The sequence below is a fragment of the Bacteroides sp. 1_1_30 genome (assembly GCF_020982715.1).
Taxonomy (GTDB): Bacteria; Bacteroidota; Bacteroidia; order Bacteroidales; family Bacteroidaceae; genus Bacteroides; species Bacteroides xylanisolvens.
Window position 1 is genome coordinate 15,678 of the sequence record NZ_JAJKHN010000051.1, and the last position, 19,679, is coordinate 35,356.

The window sequence follows — 19,679 nt, forward strand, 5'->3', positions numbered from 1 at the left end:
TATATAGAGGTACGCGTAACGTGTTATTTATAAGCGGCTTATATCTAATTATTAATAAATATTAATTGGTAGACCAAAATTTTGGTTTACCAATTTTAATCGTTACGTTTGTCACAGAAATTAAAACACTAATCTATGAACAACTCCTGTATTTTTAAAAAAGTCGTGATGATGTTCCTGTTGTTGGTAGGGACATTGAACGTTTACTCCCAGCATGTAGTTACTGGTAAGGTGATAGATGAACAGGGTCCGTTGATTGGAGCTTCGGTGACAGTGAAAGACGCTGCCGTTCCTACCGGTACTGTGACGGACGCTGAAGGTAAATACTCCATTAAGGTTCCTAATTCCAAGACAATTTTGGTTTATTCGTATATCGGTTACGTTGATAAGGCGGAAGCGGTTGGCAAACGTACAGTTGTGAATGTGACGTTGGAAGAAGATTCGAAGATGTTGGATGATGTTGTGGTAATCGGTTACGGTACACAGGCGAAATCTCATTTGACAGGTTCGATTTCAAAGTTGGAAGGTGAGAAGCTGATTAATGCTCCGGTGAGTGATGTCACTACTGCCTTGCAAGGTGCTATGACTGGATTGACGGTTTCTAATGAGACATCGGAAGTGGGTGTGACTCCTTCTATCCGGGTACGCGGTACGGGTTCCATTTCCGCAGATAGTGAACCGTTGGTTATCATAGATGGATTTCCCGTATCCGGTGGTTTGTCGTCTATCAATGCTGCGGATGTGAAGTCTATTGAAATTTTGAAAGATGCGGCTTCGGCTGCTATTTATGGTTCACGTGCTGCCAATGGAGTGATTATGGTGACGACAAAGAGCGGTACGCCGGACAAACCGAAATATTCTTTTAAGTTCTATCAGGGATTTAAATACGCTTATCAGTTGCATGATATGATGACTTCTTCCGAATGGTTGGGCTTATTGGAAGAAGAAGCTGCCTTAGGTGGTCCGAAAGTACCGAGTGCTGCTCGCGGGGCTGCTTATTTGGAAAGCCAGATGGGGACTACCGACTGGCAGAAAGAGGGCTTGCGTGATATGGCAGGTATCACGAATGTGCAGATGAGTGTTTCGGGCGGACGCAAAGAGACGAAATATTTTATTTCAGCGGCCTATACTAAAGACCAGGGGGTGATGCTCAACAATTCACTGGACAAACTGAATTTCCGTACTAAAGTGGATACCAAACTCTCAAAGATAGCTACGGTGGGTGTTAATATATCCGGTACATATAGCAAGACGGAACGTCCGAAAAATAACTTTATTGATTTCTATCGTACTCCCTCTTTTTTACCGGTCTATCACAATGCGTATAGTACAGACCTGACCGGATATACCGGATTTGCAAGAGGTAGCCATTTTAACAATATTATGACACCGACTGCCGTGGATGCCGATGGAAATCCGTTGTTGGATGCCGACGGTAACCGGGTATTGGAAAAATCGTCTCCATTTAGCTCTGCCAATAATAATCCGGCGAGCGTAATGACTAATACTTTTCGTTGGAGCGAGACTATGCAAGGATTGGCCAGCATGTATCTCACGCTTGATCTTTGTAAAGGATTACAGTTTAAGACATCCAACGGCTTGAATGTTCGTTTTGCCCCTTCTTATTATTATGCAAATAAGGACGCTACGAAAGACAAGGAAGCAAGCCGCGCTACTTATTCCAGTGCACTTTATATTGATTTGTTGAGTGAGAATACCTTGAGTTACCATTTGGACTTTGGAAAGAATAAAGACCATAGTCTTGACGCTTTATTGGGATATACTGTAGAAAAGACACGGAATCAGCGGGTGGCTATGGCTGCGACGGGATTTGCTACGGATGACATTCATACTTTGAATGCCGCCACTGTTTACGAGTTGGCTAGTGAGGGTAATGGAAATACGGCGGGTACGGGAACTTTCAGATATCCGGATGTTGTATTGGAATCTTATCTGGGACGTGTCAATTATAGTTATCTGGGGCGCTATTTGTTGTCTACCTCTCTACGTCTGGACCGTTCATCGCTCTTTTCCAAAGGAAACCGTAATGCCTGGTTCCCTTCCGTATCACTGGGTTGGCGCGTGAGTGAAGAGAAATTCATGAAGGGTATCAAGGCTATTTCTAACTTGAAACTTCGTGCATCGTATGGTGTGACAGGAAATAACCGTATCAGTTATAATGCAGCCCTCGAGGTATTGAACAGTGCGAATTACGTGACCGGCAAAGGTACGGGTTCATTGGTTAATGGTTCTGCGAATATCTCTTCTTCGCTGGCTAATTCTAATATAACATGGGAGCAGACTGATGAGTTTAACTATGGTCTGGATTTGGGACTTTTCAACAACCGTATCAATCTGGCGATAGATGCTTACTATTCAGTGACGCGTGCGTTATTGTTCGAACAACCGACGCAATCGTTTACCGGTTACACACACTATTGGAATAATATAGGAAAAGTCCGTAACTCAGGTTTGGAAATCCAGCTTGATACGCATAATATGAAAAGCCGTAAGTTTTCATGGGATACTAATATAAATTTCTCACTTTCGCGTAATAAATTATTGGAGTTAGGCGGTGAACAACAAATGATTTCTTTGGGTGAAAGAAATGAGGGTTATCTTGCTAAAGTGGGTGAGCCGTTGATTCAATTCTATGGATACAAAACGTGTGGTGTATGGAATAGTGCGGAAGAGATTGCAGCTAATCCTCATTTTTCAGACGATGCACCGGGGGGGATACGCATTGTCGATACCAATAATGACGGCTCTTTGACTCCTGAAGACCGGGTTGCGTTGGGCACTCCTTACCCGGATTTCACATGGGGCATCACCAATACTTTCCAAATTAAAGATTTCGACATCTCATTCCTTATTCAGGGTGTACAGGGCATCACAGTGCTTAATGGTGATGTATATTATAATGAAACAAAGAAGTGGAATAAGAAGTACACAAAGAACCGTTGGGTAAGCGCAGAACATCCGGGTGACGGAAAAACGCCTTATCAGAATGTGAAAACGGGACATGACCTCATGCTTACTGATTATCCTTTGCAAAATGCTTCTTATGCTTGTCTGCGTAACTTTACAGTGGGATATACCTTGCCGGCAACTGCTGCCCGTAAGATTAAGTTATCAGGTGTACGTTTTTATGTGTCGGGCAGTAACTTGCTCTATATTTGGGGAAGTGGCTACAAAGGCATTAATCCGGAGTCGCGTATGACATCCGGTAATTATTCCAGTGCAATGATTTCGGGGTATCAGCGTGGTGGGTTCCCGTTGACTTCTACCATTTCTGCCGGTTTTGATATTAATTTTTAATGGAGGAAAACGATGAAAAAAATAAATTATATAGGATTATTGTTAATCGTCATGGTATTTTCCGCTTGTGATTTGGATCAATATCCTTATTCGGAAGTGGCGGCGGATAAGTATGTGAAGGATGCTTCGTCGGTAAATAATCTGGTGCTGGGTTGTTATAATTCCCTGCATGATGTGATGTATTACGAGTGGGCCATGACAGAATTGCGCTCGGATAACGGACGTATGTATGCTGCAGGTTCTTCTTCGAATACTACACGACTGGTGGAACAGCTCGACCAGGGTACTATCGTACCGGAAAACGAATGGGTGAAAACGTATTGGAATGCCTGTTATGCCACAATTGCACGGGTAAACAATGTTATTTCTTACCTTGATGTAGTGACGGACGAGACATTGCGGAACCAATATGAGGGAGAAGTACTTTTTCTTCGTTCATTGGAGTATTTCAATCTGGTCCGTTTATGGGGGCCGGTATTTATTGTTACTTCCAAGGTTCCTTCTGAAGTGGCCCGTGATATGCAACGCTCTACGGTGGATGAAGTATATGCGCTTATTGAGGGAGACTTGGAGAATATTGTCAATAATGAACTGTTGCCCGGCAAGATGGCGGATGGTGACTTGGGACGTGCTGACCTGAATTCGGCAAAAGCGTTGCTTGCCAAAGTATATGCTACGCACTACCAGGCGGGTGACGAGAAATATGCCCGTGCCGCCCGACTGTGTAAGGAAGTACTCGAAAGTGAATCTGTGGGAAATCCGCAATCGGGTAGTGATCTTGTGGCTTATGATAAGGTTTTTGATATTGGCAATGAGATGAATAAGGAGATAATCTTTGCGGTTCGTTACCTTTCGGGAAATGCCGGTATCGGTTCGCCGTTCGGCAATATGTTTGCTCCGGTCAATAATGGTGCAAATGTGATTATCGGTACTTCTTCCGGTTATAATACTCCTACTGACAATATTATTGCAGCTTACGAGCAAAGAGGTGCGGGGGCTGATAAACGTCTGGATGTGAATATCGCCCAGAAATATTTCAATACAACTACTCAGACGTGGGTGACGGAAGGTAATTGCCGTTACTGTAAGAAGTATGTAAATCCTGTAACTACACAGTATGATGGCGAGAGTGACTGGCCTGTGATTCGTGTGGCTGATATTGCTTTGCTTTATGCTGAATTGACAAATGAAATCTCGGGGCCTTCTGCAGACAATCTGAAGTATTTGAATATGGTTTGTGAACGTGCCGGTGTTTCTACATATACACTGACCGACCTGCCAAGTCTTTATGATTTTAGAAAGGCTGTACGTAATGAGCGCAGGCTTGAACTGGCTTTTGAGAACCAGCGTTGGTTTGATCTTCTTCGTTGGGGGATCGCTACTCAGACAGTAAACAACTACTTGAACAGCGAGCTTCTTTATACGGAATATTCTTATACGGTGAATGATATAGAAGATTGGCAAACATTTCTGCCTATTCCGGTGAGTGTGATTGACATTAATCCAGAGATAGCACAGAATACGGGTTATTAATCTTTTAAATGCTTACGAATATGAAACAATATAGAGAATGGAGTCTGGCATCATTGTTTGTTTGTTTATTCTTTTTGTGTGGTTGTGATTCTACGTCGATGAAGGATGTGGCGGTTAGTTCACCGGAAATCCTTTCTTTCTCGCCCGAGAGTGGAAGCATAGGTAGTGAGATTGTTGTTACCGGAGAATATTTGGATGATGTGGTAAGTGCTACTATCGGTGGTGGAAAAGCCGTTATCCTACAGAAAGTGTCCAACCGGCGTTTGTCTTTGAAAGTGACAAATCAGGCACGCAGTGGTAAAATTGTATTGGTAAATTCGATAGGTGAGGGTGTGTCCGAAGGAGATTTTACCCTTGAATATCCGGCTCCTGTCGTTTCACAGGCCGGAATGCCCTCGGAAGTTGAAATGGGCAATAATTTGTTGCTCTCCGGTAGTTCCATGAATGTGGTGAGTGCTGTTCTTTTCACTGCCGAAGGCGGGACAGAAGGAAATGAGGCAGAGATCATCTCACAAAGTGAGAATGAGATAGTAGTAAAGGTTCCTTATGTGGAAAGTGACAAGGCTATTGTAACATTTAAATATTTTGATGGAACAAAAGAAGTGGAGACGTCAAGTTCGTCCGCACCCAAGTTAACGGTGAAACGTTATCAGCCTGAGGTTACAACTACTGTATTTGAACCAGCCAACGTGGGAGATATGGTAGTGCTGGAGGGAGCATATCTAAATAAGATTGATAAAGTGCTGTTAGGTGATATTGAGTGTACTATTACGTTGCAGACTGAAACTGAATTAAAGTTTGTTGTACCTACATCTGATAGCTTTAAGAACGGTGATAATATGGTACCGTTAAAGATTTCTTATTTTGACGGTCGTGAGACACCGACATTAACGGATGAATTTATTGTAAGGGTGGCTTTTGTATATTATTGGGAGAACAGGACTATTCATGCACAGGCTGGAGAGACTTCTGCATTCTTCTCACCGGAAACAGGACGGGTTTATTCTAATGATGTATGGAGCCAGGAAGTGGATATTATTGCTGCTGCAGGAAAGAATACTTGTAAGACAGCGAATATTCCGGTTGTGTCCGAAACAGACTATAATTCTGTAAATCCTTATTTTTTCATTTCCGGCTCATCTTCTAAATTCAATTTAGCTATCAATAGTCCGGCGAACTCTAACGGGCAGTTGAAGAATTTTAAAACTTCCGGTAAGGCTTCCATTACGGGGGGGAGCAGCTATTATGGCACCCCTGCATTATCATTTGCATATTTGGATCCGGAGACTAACCCGGATTGTGCGGAGCTGGTCAATAATGTGAAAGCTGGCAATATCAAAAAGATTGATGAAATAACTTTCCCGCTTGATGTGGAAAAGAAAACATGCGCCGGCATTAAGCCGTCAGTGAGTGCTGCACCTACTACTGATGCTTGGGCAAAAGATAAATTTGAAGCAGGTGTGGAGAAAACTAATGTGACAATTGATGCTGTGTTCCTGGTATTCTATTACAATGTGAAAGGATATGACAATAAAGCAGCTGATAAGAATCCGGTTAGGGATGTGAAGCGCATAGGGCTGATGTATATCAAGAGTGCTGATTTCAAGATGAAAGAAGGTACGGAAAAAGACCCTTCCGCAAGTTCTATTACCTTTGATATGTACTGGCAGAAACAAGATTACGATTACTCAAAAGTTCAATAATTAATGATGATACGAAATATACATAAGGCAATTATAGCTCTCCTGCTTATCGGGCTACCGTCAGTCTCTTTTGCAAAAAGATACGACGTAACGCTCCCCGAAGTAGCTTCCTGCTTGAAGACTGCACAACCGGGTGACCGGATTTACATCAAGGACGGTCAATACAAGGACATGCAGTTGAAATGGATAGGCAAAGGAACGGAGAAATCTCCTATTACCATAGAAGCCCTGAACCCCGGAAAGGTAAAGGTAGAAGGTGGTTCCACCTTGCGGATAGCGGGCGAGTGGCTATCTGTCAGCGGATTGCATTTCACTGACGGATACGCTCCCAAAGGTTCCGTAATAGAATTCCGTAACGGACAAGAACTGGCTAATCACTGTCGTCTGACGAATTGTGTGATAGACAAATTCAATCCGTCTCGCCGGGACCAGGCTTACAGCTATATATTGCTTTATGGTCGTCACAACAGAGTAGACCATTGTTCGTTGACAGGAAAACTTAACTTGGGGGTGACATTGATTGTCATCCTCAACGACGAACGTTGTCTGGAAAATCATCACCGGATTGACCATAACTACTTTGGAGAAAGACCCGTGTATGGCTCGAACGGTGCCGAAACAATGCGTGTAGGAACTTCCCAGCAAGCTTACAGTTCTTCAAATACGGTGATTGAGAATAACTTGTTCGAACGTTGCTCCGGTGAAGTGGAAGTAATTTCTATTAAATCCAGTGATAACATCATCCGCAACAATACGCTGTTGGAATGTGAAGGAGTGGTAGCACTGCGTCATGGTGACCGTAATACTGTGAATGATAATTTGTTTATCGGTAACGGACGTCGCAATACCGGCGGTATCCGTGTCGTCAATGCCGGACATCAGATTTACGATAATGTATTGGTCGGCTTGGCAGGTACCCGTTTCTTCTCAGCTTTGGGAGTTATGGATGCCGTACCCAATTCGTTACCTAATAGATATTGTCAAGTTGTTGATGTCAAGATGTACCGTAACACATTCGTAGATTGCACGAATATAGAATTTGGTACAGGCAAGGATATGGAACGTACTCTTGCACCGGAAAAAGTCTCATTCACGGATAATATCATCATCAATAAAGGACTCGACCAGCCTTATATAGCCGTTGACGACGTAGCGGGTATCCAGTTCAAAGATAACAAAGTGCAATTGGCAAAGAACTACTCGGCTCCGGGATTTACTACGGAAAAAGTAAAAGCTCCCCAGTTGCCCGACGATGCTGCGATACGTAAGGATAAAGGCGCTTCCTGGTTTAAGAACCAAGTGGCACACCCAGCAGCGAATGTTCATAAGGAATACAATGTGTCTCCGGGAACGAACTTGTCCGAAGTCATTCATTCGGCAGAACCGGGTGGCGTCATTATTTTGGCGAAAGGCACATATCCTATCCAACGTGCTATGTTCATTGACAAACCGTTGACTATCCGTGCAGCCGATGCAGCCAACAAGCCGCTTGTCCGTTTCAACGGAGATAAGCCGGATAATATGGTAACTATTGCCGATGGCGGCAAAATGGTCATTGAGAATATAACATTCGATGGCGTATTAGAGCCCGGAAAGGCTTTGGCTAAAGCAGGAATTTCTACTGCCTTTGATATGATACAACCTTATACACTGATAGTAGACGGCTGCGAATTCCAGAACTTCGGAGAAGGCGGATTCTTTGCCATTAAAGGAACAAAAGCTACTTTTGCCGAAAGCGTTACCATCCGCAACTGTCTTTTCCGCGATTTATCAGGAGATGCTATCAACTATGCGGCAGAGAAAGATGATATAGGTCGCTATAATGCCGACGACATGTTGATTGAAAACTGTTCCTTCTACCGTCTGTTGGGTTTACCTATTAATATTTATCGTGGCGGAAGCGATGAAAGTACGGCAGGCCCTTATATTACTATCAGACATTGTACCTTTGTAGACTGTTGCAACAAAGAACGTGGAAGTGTCATGCGCCTGATTGGCCCGCAAGTACTGACAGTAGAGAACTGCAATTTTGATAATAGCGGACGCGGCGGGGCAACTATCCGCCTGGATGAGGCGACCTGGGAGAAAGTACGCATTGCAAACTGTAATCTGTGGAATTCCGGTAGAATGATGACTACCACTTCCCAGGCAATACAGGGAAAGATGTACAATTTCCGTCCCGCATATATCAATGCCGAAGCATACGATTATACTCCGGTTGAGGGTAGCGAACTGGAAAAACTCTCTATCGGCTTGAAAAAGAAGTAGAACAGTTGTCATACGATACTATTATTGAAATAGAAAATGATGTAAGATGAGAAAACTTATTATTTGCATATTCATGGTTTTAGGTGGATACCTCTTTTCATTTGCCCAACATCCGTCCCTTCTTTTCACACAGGAAGAAGTGAACGAGATGAGGGCAGGAAAGGGGACAGTACCCGCATTCGACAAATCTCTTTCGGAAGTGTTGGCCGCAGCCGATGCAGCAGTAAACTCTCCTGTTTCCGTACCGGTTCCCGTAGATGGCGGTGGCGGTGTGGTACACGAACAGCATAAATCCAATTACTATGCCATGTTCCATTGTGGAGTTGCCTATCAGTTGACAGGGGATAAGAAATATGCCGCCTACGTGGGCGATATGTTGGAAGCCTATGCAAAACTATACCCTACTTTAGGGTTCCACCCCCTGCAACTTTCCCCCGTCCCGGGACGTCTGTTTTGGCAGACACTGAATGAAAGTGTATGGCTGGTGCATACAGCGGTTGCTTATGACTGTATCTATAACACACTCTCATCCAAACAGCGTGCCACTATCGAGAAGAATCTTTTCGTTCCGATGGCGGACTTCATCATGGACGGTATGGGAGACAACCATGCAAATAACAAGACATTCAATAAAATGCACAACCATGCTACATGGGCTACGGCCGCCGTCGGTATGATTGGCTTTGCGATGAATCGTGAAGATTACGTAAAGAAGGCACTTTACGGTTCTGACGGAACAGGCAAACGGGGCGGCTTTATCCGCCAGATGGATTACCTGTTCTCTCCCGACGGTTACTTCACGGAAGGAGCCTACTATCAACGTTATGCCATCTGGCCTTTCGTCATCTTCGCCCAATGCATCGAGAATAAACTGCCGGACTTGAAAATCTTCAATTACCGGGATAGCATTCTTTCAAAAGCCCTCTCCACATTGATACAACTTTCTTATGAAGGCGAATTCTTCCATATTAATGATGCCTTGCTGAAAGGGCTTTCCGCACAGGAACTGGTATATGCGGTAGACATATTGTATAATGTTAATCCTTCGGACAAATCACTGCTGTCCGTTGCAAATAAGTACCAGCATACTTATCTCCCTACTAGCGGCGGTTTTAAAGTAGCCCGTGATATTGCCCGCGGAGAAGCTGCTCCGATTATCTATCGTAGCAGTGTATTTCGTGACGGGCGCAAGGGGGATGAAGGCGGTGTAGCCGTAATCCGCTCCACAGATTCTAATCTGAACAGCGCCTTGACACTGAAAGCTACCTCACACGGCTTGAGCCATGGACATTTTGATAAACTGACAATGGCTTATTACGACAATGGGAACGAGATTCTGCCCGACTACGGTGCTTCCCGCTTCTTGAATATCGAAGCCAAGTACAAAGGTCATTATACCCGTGAAAACCAATCGTTTGCCAAACAGACTATTGCGCACAATACATTGGTCGTGGACGAAACATCCCACTTTGCCGGAGATATAAAAGTCTCTTCCCGTTATCATTCAGATATTATTTACCATGATTTCAACGACGGACATTTTCAGGTAATGGTGGCGAAAGACACCAATGCCTATCCCGGAATAGAGATGAAACGTACACTGGCTTACGTGACTACCCCTTTCCTGCAATTCCCGTTAATCTTGGATGTGCTGCAAGCAAATGCGGACAAAGAGCACCAATACGATTACCCTATCTGGTATAACGGGCACTTCGTTTCCCTGAACTTCCCTTACGCCAAAGCAACTAACGAACTGAAAACTCTTGGCACGAAAGACGGCTATCAGCATCTTTGGCTGGAAGCCTGGGGACAGAACAAGAGCCGAAATACATCAAGCTTCACCTTTGTTAATAAGGATCGTTTCTATACTATTAGTATAGCTACTACTGCGCAAACAGAGATGAAGATGCTTCGTCTGGGTGCCAATGACCCTGATTTCAACTTGAGAAACGAAACCGCTTTCCTGATAAGGGAAAAAGCACGGAAGAACCATACATTCGCCACTTCCATCGAAACGCATGGAGAATATGATGTGGTAATGGAAACTTCCAGTAACCTGACCTCATCTTGCGAAGAGGTGAAAGTCGTGATGGATACGGCTTCCTATACAGTGGTGAAAGCAACCTATAAAGGCGGGCATTCCGTAATGCTTTGCTTGAGCAATACCGATGCCGACAAAGAGAAAGGGCACCGCCTGACGGTCGAAGGCACTATGTATGCTTGGAACGGTCGTTGCGGAGTATTTATGAAATGATGATTAGTTTTCCGTTTCTCAGGTATTAATACCTGTCTTCTCAAGTATTAATACTTATCGGCTCAACTGTTAACACTTGACAACTTAACAGTTAACACTTGACGAACGGTGAATTAACTTCTGAAATACAGTGAATTAACAACTTGATTACAGGATGTTAATATGGGATGAGATAACTAATGAAAGATGAGTTATAAATGAATCGAGAATATAATAAACCATTAATAGACAGAAATATGAAAACATGTAGTGAAACTTATCAGTTTGAGAAAGATTTGAAGTGGGAAAATCCTGCTCCGGGTGTAAATCGCCAGATTATGGCGTATGACGGTCAGTTGATGATGGTCAAAGTGAAATTTGACAAAGGTGCAGTAGGGAGTATGCATGAGCACTACCACAGCCAGGCGACTTACGTAGTAAGTGGCAAGTTTGAACTAACCATTGGCGATAAGAAAGAAATCCTTTCTGCCGGAGACGGCTACTATGTAGCGCCCGACGAGCTGCATGGTTGTGTTTGCCTCGAAGCCGGTATCCTGATTGATACGTTCAGCCCTGTGCGTGCAGACTTCTTAAACCTGTAAACGTATGAAGGTAAAAGGACTCCGATGGATGGTTATCGGGTTAATTATGCTGATAACCATCATCAACTATTTGGATAGAGGTACGCTCAACTATATGTGGGTGGCTAATATCGACTATCACTTGGTTTCCGAAGCGGATGCGTCGGCAGATAAAGGTAATCATGCCGTCCTGGCAGGAGAGCAGTATATCCTGACAGCCGCTAATGGCAACCGGGATTCTGTCAGCGTAGCCAACGTACAGATGAAGGAGAAGAACGGCGTTACGTTCGTAACCAATCGCGAAGGTATCGCTATCGACCTCGGCTTGATAGACCGCAACGACCCGGATGCTTCGCAGAAAGCGAAAGATATTCTTGGTCTGATAACTATCTTCTTTATGATAGCATACGGTATCAGCCAGCTTGTCTCCGGGAAACTGTACGACAAGATTGGATGCCGGAAAGGTTTCTTCTGGAGCGTGCTCGTCTGGGGGGCGGCAGATGCATTAGCATCCCTTTCACGGGGAATCTTCTCGCTGACCTTCTTCCGGATGATGCTCGGATTGGGGGAAGCCGGTCCGTGGCCCGGTACGACGAAAAGCAACGCCGAATGGTTCCCGCAGAAGGAACGCGCTTTCGCACAGGGTTTGTTCGGGGCGGCAGCATCCATCGGTTCAATCCTTGCACCGATTATTATCCTGATGCTCTTCATTGCTTTCGGCTGGAAACTGACTTTTATTGTAGTCGGCGGATTAGGACTGATTTGGTTGATTCCCTGGTTGATTATCAATAAGGAAGGGCCGAAGAAGCATCCCTGGATTACAGAAGAAGAACGTACCTATATCTTGAGCGGTCAGCCCGAACAGGAGCTGAAAACCGAGGATAAAGGAAAAAGCTGGGGCGAACTGCTCCGGGTGAAAAAGAACTGGTCTGTCATTTTGGGACGGTTCTTCCTCGACCCTATCTGGTGGATGTTCGTGACATTCCTGCCGTTATATCTGGCAGATGTGTTCCACTTGAATATCAAAGAGGTGGCATTCTCCGCTTGGGTTCCGTATGTAGGTGCGGCATTGGGAAGTATTGCCGGCGGCTGGTATTCCGGTTGGCTGATAAACCGGGGACATACGGTGAACTATGCCCGTAAGGCGGCAATGCTGCTTGGTGGGATTATCATCATCCCGTCTATCTTGGCAGCTATCATGTCTACTACGGCTCCGGTCGCTATCGTTTTCATGGCATTGGTACTGGGTGGATTCCAGTTCTTTATGACGAACTTGCAGACTATCCCGAGCGACCTGCACAGCGGCAAATCTGTCGGCTCGCTGGCAGGACTGGGCGGTGCTTCGGCCGTATTAGGTACTATCCTGGCAATCCTTTTTGCCAGTTATATTACGAATTGGATATTATTATTCAGTCTGTTGGGAGCTTTGGTGCCGCTATCGCTGTGTTCCATCTTCCTGACAGTAGGAGAGATTAAACAAATAAAAAAATAAACGTATTTTAAAAACAAGACAATTATGAAATTAGAAGGAAAAGTAGCTATCGTAACAGGTGGCGCACGCGACCTTGGTCGTGCAATATCAGTGAAATTGGCAGCAGAAGGTGCAAAAGTTTGCCTGAACTATTTCGACAATGAAGCCGATGCACAGGAAACATTGGCACTGATTAAAAATGTCGGTGGCGAAGCAATCGCAGTTCAGGGTGATATGACAAAGGCTGCTGCGGTAAAGAATCTTTTTGCAGAGTGTAACAAGGCATTCGGCGACAAGGTAGATGTATTGGTGAATGTAGTAGGCGGCATTGTAGGCCGTAAGAAAATCACCGAACAGGACGAAGACTGGTATGACTTCCTGATGGATGTCAATATGCGTTCCGTATTCCTCTGTACCCGTGAAGTGGTTCCGATGATGCCGGCAGGCGGTTCTATCGTCAACTTCTCTTCATTGGCTGCCCGCGACGGCGGTGGCAATGGAGCTTCCATGTATGCAACCGCGAAAGGTGCGGTAATGACATTTACCCGTTCCATGGCGAAGGAACTCGGCCCTCAGGGAATCCGTTGCAACGCTATCTGTCCAGGCACGATTGCCACTTCTTTCCACGACCGTTTCAATACGCCGGAAAACCGCGAACGTATGAAGGCTTCCTACGCATTGCGTCGTGAAGGAACTGCCGATGAAGTTGCCGACCTGGTTTGCTTCCTCGCTTGCTCCGAATCTTCTTACCTGACAGGTACGAACATTGACATTAACGGTGGCTGTTTCTTCTCTTAAAGAAGAAAGCTGATACCGTCATTCCGAACGTAGTGAAGAACCTGCCCCTTGGCAGATACCAGAAGCAGGTTCTCCGCTTCGCTCCGAATGACATACTTACCTACTTTAAAGAAAATATTTATGAGACGAATCTTTGCTATATGGGCTGTATGCCTCTGTTGGGGGATACTGAATGCCGCCCCCTTAGGCCCGTTTAATGCGACTTTGCTTGAACAGCTAAAAAACGACTATCAGAAAGGTGAGAAGGAAGTCACCCGATACATTGAACTTCAGGAAAAGGTGGCAGAGAAATATATAAAGATGACTCCTCTATCGGTGACTGCCAAGAAAAAACTTCCCCCCAGTAAAGATCCCAGGGATTATATGACCTTATCTCCCTATTGGTGGCCTGATTCTACAAAAATAGACGGACTTCCCTATATCCGGAAAGACGGTGAACGAAATCCCGAAGTCTACGAATACCCCGAACGTGAGAATGCCAACCGTTTCGGTGATGCCGCTTACTGCCTGGGAGTACTCTATTATATCACAGGAAAAGAAGTCTACGCCAAAGCATGCGCCAACCACTTGCGGACATGGTTCACAGACCCGAAACTGGGTATGAACCCGAATATGACTTATGCCCAAGCCGTGCCGGGTATGAAGAAAATGAGAGGTTCGGGCTTCATAGACTCGCGCCGTTTCAGCCGTGCGTTGGGTGTTGCCAAACTGATAGAAGGCTCGAAAAGCTGGACTCCCTCGGATAAGAAAAAACTCGATGATTGGGCTACCGCCTTCTGTTACTGGATGGAGAACAGCACGCAAGGGCAAAGGGAATCTCATGCCGCCAACAATCATGGCTTGTGGTACGAAGCCATCCACTTGATGGTACTGGCTTACTTGGACCGTACCGACCGTATCCGCGAAGTGGCGGAACAAAGTATTCTCCCCAAGATGGGTGCACAGATTGCCGACGACGGCTCGTTACCCCAGGAACTGAAACGGACTCTCTCCCTGCATTATTCCACTTTCGCTCTGGAAGCCTTAATGGAAGCCAACCAAATTACCAGCCAGATAGGCATCAATCTATGGAGTACCCCTGCTTTCAACGGAAAAGTGGCTTCGCAGGCGGTAGATTATCTGTATCCGTTTTATCTGAATCCCGAAGACTGGAAATTTAAACAGATTAAACCTTTCGACCAGTCCCGTGCCGCCATTCTTCTTTATGAAGCGGGAACGGCATTGGGTAATCAGAAGTATGTCGATACGGCAAAGCGCATCGGTTTGAAATACAGTACGTCCGATGTGGAAACAATACCTTATCTGGTTTTAAAGAAGAAATAAAATTTGAAGAAGAAATAAGATTATCTGTACCTAATATAAAGTGATAACATGAAACTGAAACTGATTTTTTGTTTGTGTATGCTGCCGCTTCTCTGCCTTGCGCAGGAATCTCAACCACAGCAGTTCTCCAACCGCTATGGCATGAAGATGACGCGGAACGACGACGGTTCTTATGCCTTGTTGTATGCAAAGAAATATGCGAAGTTTATTGATGTGAACACCATTCCCGATGTGATGGTTCCCTATACCTATCAGGCAGACCGCTTGAAAAGCAAGGATTATAAAGGAGTGACTACAAAGGACATCGTCTACAAGAAACATAAGGATTACGAATTGATACTCACGGTAGACTTTGCTGAGACAGAGAAGCCTGCCCCGTTTGTCGTTTATATCCACGGTGGTGGATGGGCGCGCGGTAATAACGGCTCGTCCCGGTCTTTATCCCAATACTTGGCGAAACAGAAAGGCATAACAGGCGTACGTGTCTCTTATACATTGGCACCTCAATCCGATGCAACGGTGAAAGTCTCTATCCAGGATATTCTGGACGCAGTGAAGTATGTACAGGAGCATGCCGCAGAACTGAACATTAACCCTGATTGCTTCGGTTTCCTGGGTACTTCTGCCGGTGCGCACTTGGCAGCAGTAGCTGCGATGACTGTTCCCGGTACAAAGGCTTTCGTAGGCTATTCCGGAATATATAACTTGGAAAAGGCTGCCATCACCATGAAAACAAAAGACCCTCAGCGTATTGCATACTTCTGTGACAGAGAGCCGAAAGTGCTTCGTGAAGCCTCTCCCATAAATCTGATTCCAAAGAAGGACGTTCCTGCTTCCATGCTGGTATGTGGCACGTGTGATGTTACGGTAGAGTGTGAACAGAGCGAAATGTTCGCATCGGCTTTAAAGAAAAGAGGGGGAGTCTGCGACTTGTTGAAGTATGAATACTATGACCATAACGTAAGTTCGAAGACTTCGGACAAGATGGAAGAGATTTTCTTCAAGTCGGTAGATTTCCTGACTAACCATATTAAATAAATCCAAATGAGAAAAGGAATTTTATTCTTAGCTCTTTTCGCCTTTATCGCCTGCTCCAACAGTTCGTCGGAAGTGATAGATGAGAAAGAACAACTGAAACCGGAACAACCGGTGGATGGCACATTAACCGCTGACGGTAATAGCGCAAAAACGTATGACTTGATTAAACGTTCGGGCTATAACCACGAAGCTCCCGACTCCTCGCGCGAACATAAGACAGAGCACTTCCAACATATTCAGCAGGTGCATGACAACCAGCTAAATAAGTACGTATTTGCTTTCTTTATTCATGCCGAGATAGATGATGACCGCGGACTGACAAACATCACCGACCGCCAGCGTAATGAGATAAAGACGGATAATAAGTCTCCGAAAAGCCTTGTCGGACAAAAGGGAGAGACTATGGTGTTTCGCTGGAAATTCTGTTTGCCGACAGGATTCCAGACGACAGCCAAATTCTCCCATCTCCACCAGTTGAAGGGTATTGATAATTCATCGGGCACGGCAGACGTCGGTTCTCCACTCATTACCCTGACTGCTTATTCCAACAGCGGCAGTAAAGGCGGTCAACAACTGCGCGTACGTTATGACAAACGTGGCGGAAGCACTACTACCCTTGCCAGTACAGACCTTGCTGGCTTCCTCGGCAACTGGGTGGAAGTAGAAGAAAAAGCCTGTTTCGGTGAGAACGGTTCGTATGAAGTAGTCATCACACGCATAAAAGACGGAAAAGTTCTCTTGGAATTTAGTTCTGAAAAGATGGATATGTGGCGTACGGATTGTACGGGACTTCGTCCCAAATGGGGTATCTACCGCTATTTGGGTGAAGATAGGACCTGGCAAGACCAGTTGCGTGACGAAGAAATTCGTTTTGCCGATTTCTCTATCAAGAAACTTTAGAGAGGGATTTTAAAGAAAACCTTAGAAAAGGACAAACAGTTCGTTTTGTCTATTATGGTGGTCTCCTGTCCGGAATATACTTTGAGGTATATTTTCGGGTGGGAGATTGTCGTTTATTATAGGCATATTAAAACTAAATATGCTAGGGGAAGACGGTGGGATATTTGAATGGGGTATTGATGTATGTTTTGTCAAAAGCAGGTAATTTATGTTCTTCTGATTTTATATCAAGTTGCGTGATTTGTATTTAGTAGGATTTCTACTTGACGAAACCTGAAAAGATGGAGGAGGTAAGATATGTTTTGTCGATTATGATTTATTTTCTTTCTATTGCTTGGTAATATCAGAAAAAGCTATATATTTGTGCGGTCAATCTATAAAATTGAGGTAATAGCCAAGAAATAGTATTACTGATATTCATGGCAGATTATTTAAGTAGAGTCTTTATTTGAAATGGTAAGGTAATGAATAAGAAAGTAACATTAAAGGATATAGCTATAATGCAATCCGGCATATACATGAAAACTGATTCACAAGGTGAGGTCAGGTATTTGCAGGTAAAGGATGTTAATTCGGAGAATAAACTCGATTATACTCAAATAGCTACGGTAATAAATACAGGAATAAATGATAAGCATTGGTTGAAAAACGGAGATTTGTTGTTTGCGGCTAAAGGAGGCTCCAATTATTGCATACAGTATGAAGGGACAGAACGAAGTACTATAGCATCTTCATCTTTTATTATCATACGTCCCGTCATTAGTAACATATTACCGGAATTCCTTTGTTGTTTTTTAAATACATCGTCCATTCTTGGTATGTTGAAGAATGCAGCAGTAGGTACAGGTATTCAGGTGATTCCTCAATCGGTAATGGGGGAAATACAGCTTGATATACCATCTATAGAAGTACAAAGGCTTGTTGTAGAAATGGATCGGTTGAGAAAAGAAGGTGAATGTATTCGTAGTGAAATTGATATACTTAAACAGAGTTTGCAAGATCAGTTGTTGATGGATTCTTTAAAATGATTGTATTATGAAAGAGAAAGCATATTATATCGTAAGTAAAGCACGGCAAATTTTGGGTGGAACGATTTCTGCCGATCAGTGCAGGGATTATGTATTGGCTCTGCTATTTTTGAAATCTGCAAGTGAGTACTATAAATCAAATAATTCTTTTCAACAAGATGATAATAGCCCTGCTTTACGTTTGTTAGTGTCCGAGCGCAGTTCTTTCGATTATCTATGTAAAGAACTTGATTCACCGGAACTTGGCAGATTGATAAATATGGCTCTTTATGAACTGGAGCAGGTGAACGCTTTGGTTACTGAAGGTTATGAAATCAATAAAGCTATTGATTTCGAAAGTAATATATTAGGAGATATGAACGCGAGATCGATCAAGTTGCGTGAGCTTCTTTTGCTTTTTCAAGAAATCAGGCTGACTAATGCTACCGGGCAGTTGATAGACGTTGGTGATTTATATAATCAGTTGTTATATATATTTGCTGAAGAAGCAGGTAAAAAGATAAATAATGTGCTTACTCCTACAGAGGTAGTTAGTTTGATCACGAAACTAATAGATGGCGATAGAAAAAATGCTTGTTTGTGCGATCCGGCATCCGGTAGTGGTACTCTGTTGGTTGAGGTCGGTAAAAAAATGGGGATCAGAGGTACTGAGCTCTATGGGCAAGAAGTGAATTGGAATTTGTATGCATTGACAAAAATGAATCTGATGCTGAATGGCTTCAAGGGTGCGACTTTTCTTTGGGGAGATAGTCTTAGTAATCCTAAATTGTTGGATCATGGAGGGCTAAGAAAGTTTGATATTGTTGTCTCTGTGCCTCCATTTGCGGATAAGTGGGCAGCCGAAGAGGCTTATAGTGATTTTTACAAACGCTTTAAATATGGCATTCCTCCTAAAAGTCAGGTTACATGGGCGTATATAAGTCATATTTTGGCAAGTTTGCGGAATGACGGACAAGCTGTTGTAGTAGTACCGGTAGGCGTTTTGTTCCGAAATACTGAAAGTAAGATACGAGAGCAGATTATTGAACATAATTTACTTGAGGCAGTTATTGAATTGCCGCCGAATCTATTTTATGGAGCGGCTATCTCTACGGCAATTCTTGTATTCAGAAAGGAAAGAATGAGGACGCAAACTTTATTTGTTGACGCACGGAAGGGGTATATTTCGAATAAAGGACTTTGTAAACTTTCTGATAAAATGCTGGAACAGCTTTCGAATACATATAAAAAGTTTCTTGCCGGAGAAGAGATGGGGAGAGAAAAAAAAGGTTGTTCGTTCTATATCGCTACGCAGGATGAGATACGGCATAACAAGTACGATTTGAAAGTAATTAAGTATGTAGAGGATAAGATTGAGAGAAAGGAGATTGATGTAAAAGTTGCTTTACAAAGAATAGATGAATTGGAAGAGCGGTTAAAGTGTATTGATAAGCAATTTAAAGATTGTGCATGGCGATTGAGGGAGCTGACTAAAGAATAGTAATT

Annotated in this window: 13 protein-coding genes; all 13 read left to right on the top strand. The window is 43.9% G+C overall.

Annotation, left to right across the window (positions count from 1 at the left end; genetic code table 11):
• Positions 1-135: 135 nt before the first annotated feature.
• Entirely contained in the window at positions 136-3,318 is a 3,183-nt protein-coding gene (locus LPH68_RS15615; RefSeq protein WP_074908666.1) for a TonB-dependent receptor, read from the top strand.
• Between the two features lie 12 nt (positions 3,319-3,330).
• Positions 3,331-4,851, top strand: a complete 1,521-nt coding sequence (locus LPH68_RS15620) for a RagB/SusD family nutrient uptake outer membrane protein (protein ID WP_008641355.1) — start codon at positions 3,331-3,333, stop codon at positions 4,849-4,851.
• A 20-nt stretch (positions 4,852-4,871) separates the two neighbouring features.
• Entirely contained in the window at positions 4,872-6,554 is a 1,683-nt protein-coding gene (locus LPH68_RS15625) for an IPT/TIG domain-containing protein (protein ID WP_008641354.1), read from the top strand.
• Between the two features lie 3 nt (positions 6,555-6,557).
• On the top strand, positions 6,558-8,822 hold the full coding sequence (locus LPH68_RS15630) for a chondroitinase-B domain-containing protein (protein ID WP_008641353.1): 2,265 nt from the start codon (positions 6,558-6,560) through the stop codon (positions 8,820-8,822).
• A gap of 46 nt (positions 8,823-8,868) precedes the next feature.
• A complete protein-coding gene (locus LPH68_RS15635) occupies positions 8,869-11,076 on the top strand; it encodes a heparinase II/III family protein (protein ID WP_151923704.1) in 2,208 nt (735 codons plus the stop codon).
• 236 nt (positions 11,077-11,312) lie between these two features.
• On the top strand, positions 11,313-11,657 hold the full coding sequence (locus LPH68_RS15640; protein WP_008641351.1) for a cupin domain-containing protein: 345 nt from the start codon (positions 11,313-11,315) through the stop codon (positions 11,655-11,657).
• A 4-nt stretch (positions 11,658-11,661) separates the two neighbouring features.
• Positions 11,662-13,128 (top strand): MFS transporter, encoded by a 1,467-nt coding sequence (locus tag LPH68_RS15645; RefSeq protein ID WP_008641350.1) that lies wholly within the window; start codon positions 11,662-11,664, stop codon positions 13,126-13,128.
• Between the two features lie 24 nt (positions 13,129-13,152).
• Positions 13,153-13,905: an SDR family NAD(P)-dependent oxidoreductase gene (locus LPH68_RS15650; RefSeq protein WP_008641349.1), complete on the top strand. Its 753-nt coding sequence runs from the start codon at positions 13,153-13,155 to the stop codon at positions 13,903-13,905.
• 120 nt (positions 13,906-14,025) lie between these two features.
• Positions 14,026-15,228 carry an alginate lyase family protein gene (locus tag LPH68_RS15655; protein ID WP_151923703.1) on the top strand — a complete coding sequence of 401 codons (1,203 nt, stop codon included), beginning with the start codon at positions 14,026-14,028 and terminating at the stop codon, positions 15,226-15,228.
• Between the two features lie 48 nt (positions 15,229-15,276).
• Positions 15,277-16,266 (top strand): alpha/beta hydrolase, encoded by a 990-nt coding sequence (locus LPH68_RS15660; protein ID WP_008641346.1) that lies wholly within the window; start codon positions 15,277-15,279, stop codon positions 16,264-16,266.
• A 6-nt stretch (positions 16,267-16,272) separates the two neighbouring features.
• A complete protein-coding gene (locus LPH68_RS15665; protein WP_008641345.1) occupies positions 16,273-17,166 on the top strand; it encodes a heparin lyase I family protein in 894 nt (297 codons plus the stop codon).
• 464 nt (positions 17,167-17,630) lie between these two features.
• A complete protein-coding gene (locus LPH68_RS15670; RefSeq protein ID WP_032841890.1) occupies positions 17,631-18,194 on the top strand; it encodes a restriction endonuclease subunit S in 564 nt (187 codons plus the stop codon).
• A 7-nt stretch (positions 18,195-18,201) separates the two neighbouring features.
• A complete protein-coding gene (locus tag LPH68_RS15675) occupies positions 18,202-19,674 on the top strand; it encodes a class I SAM-dependent DNA methyltransferase (protein ID WP_008641342.1) in 1,473 nt (490 codons plus the stop codon).
• Positions 19,675-19,679: the final 5 nt, after the last annotated feature.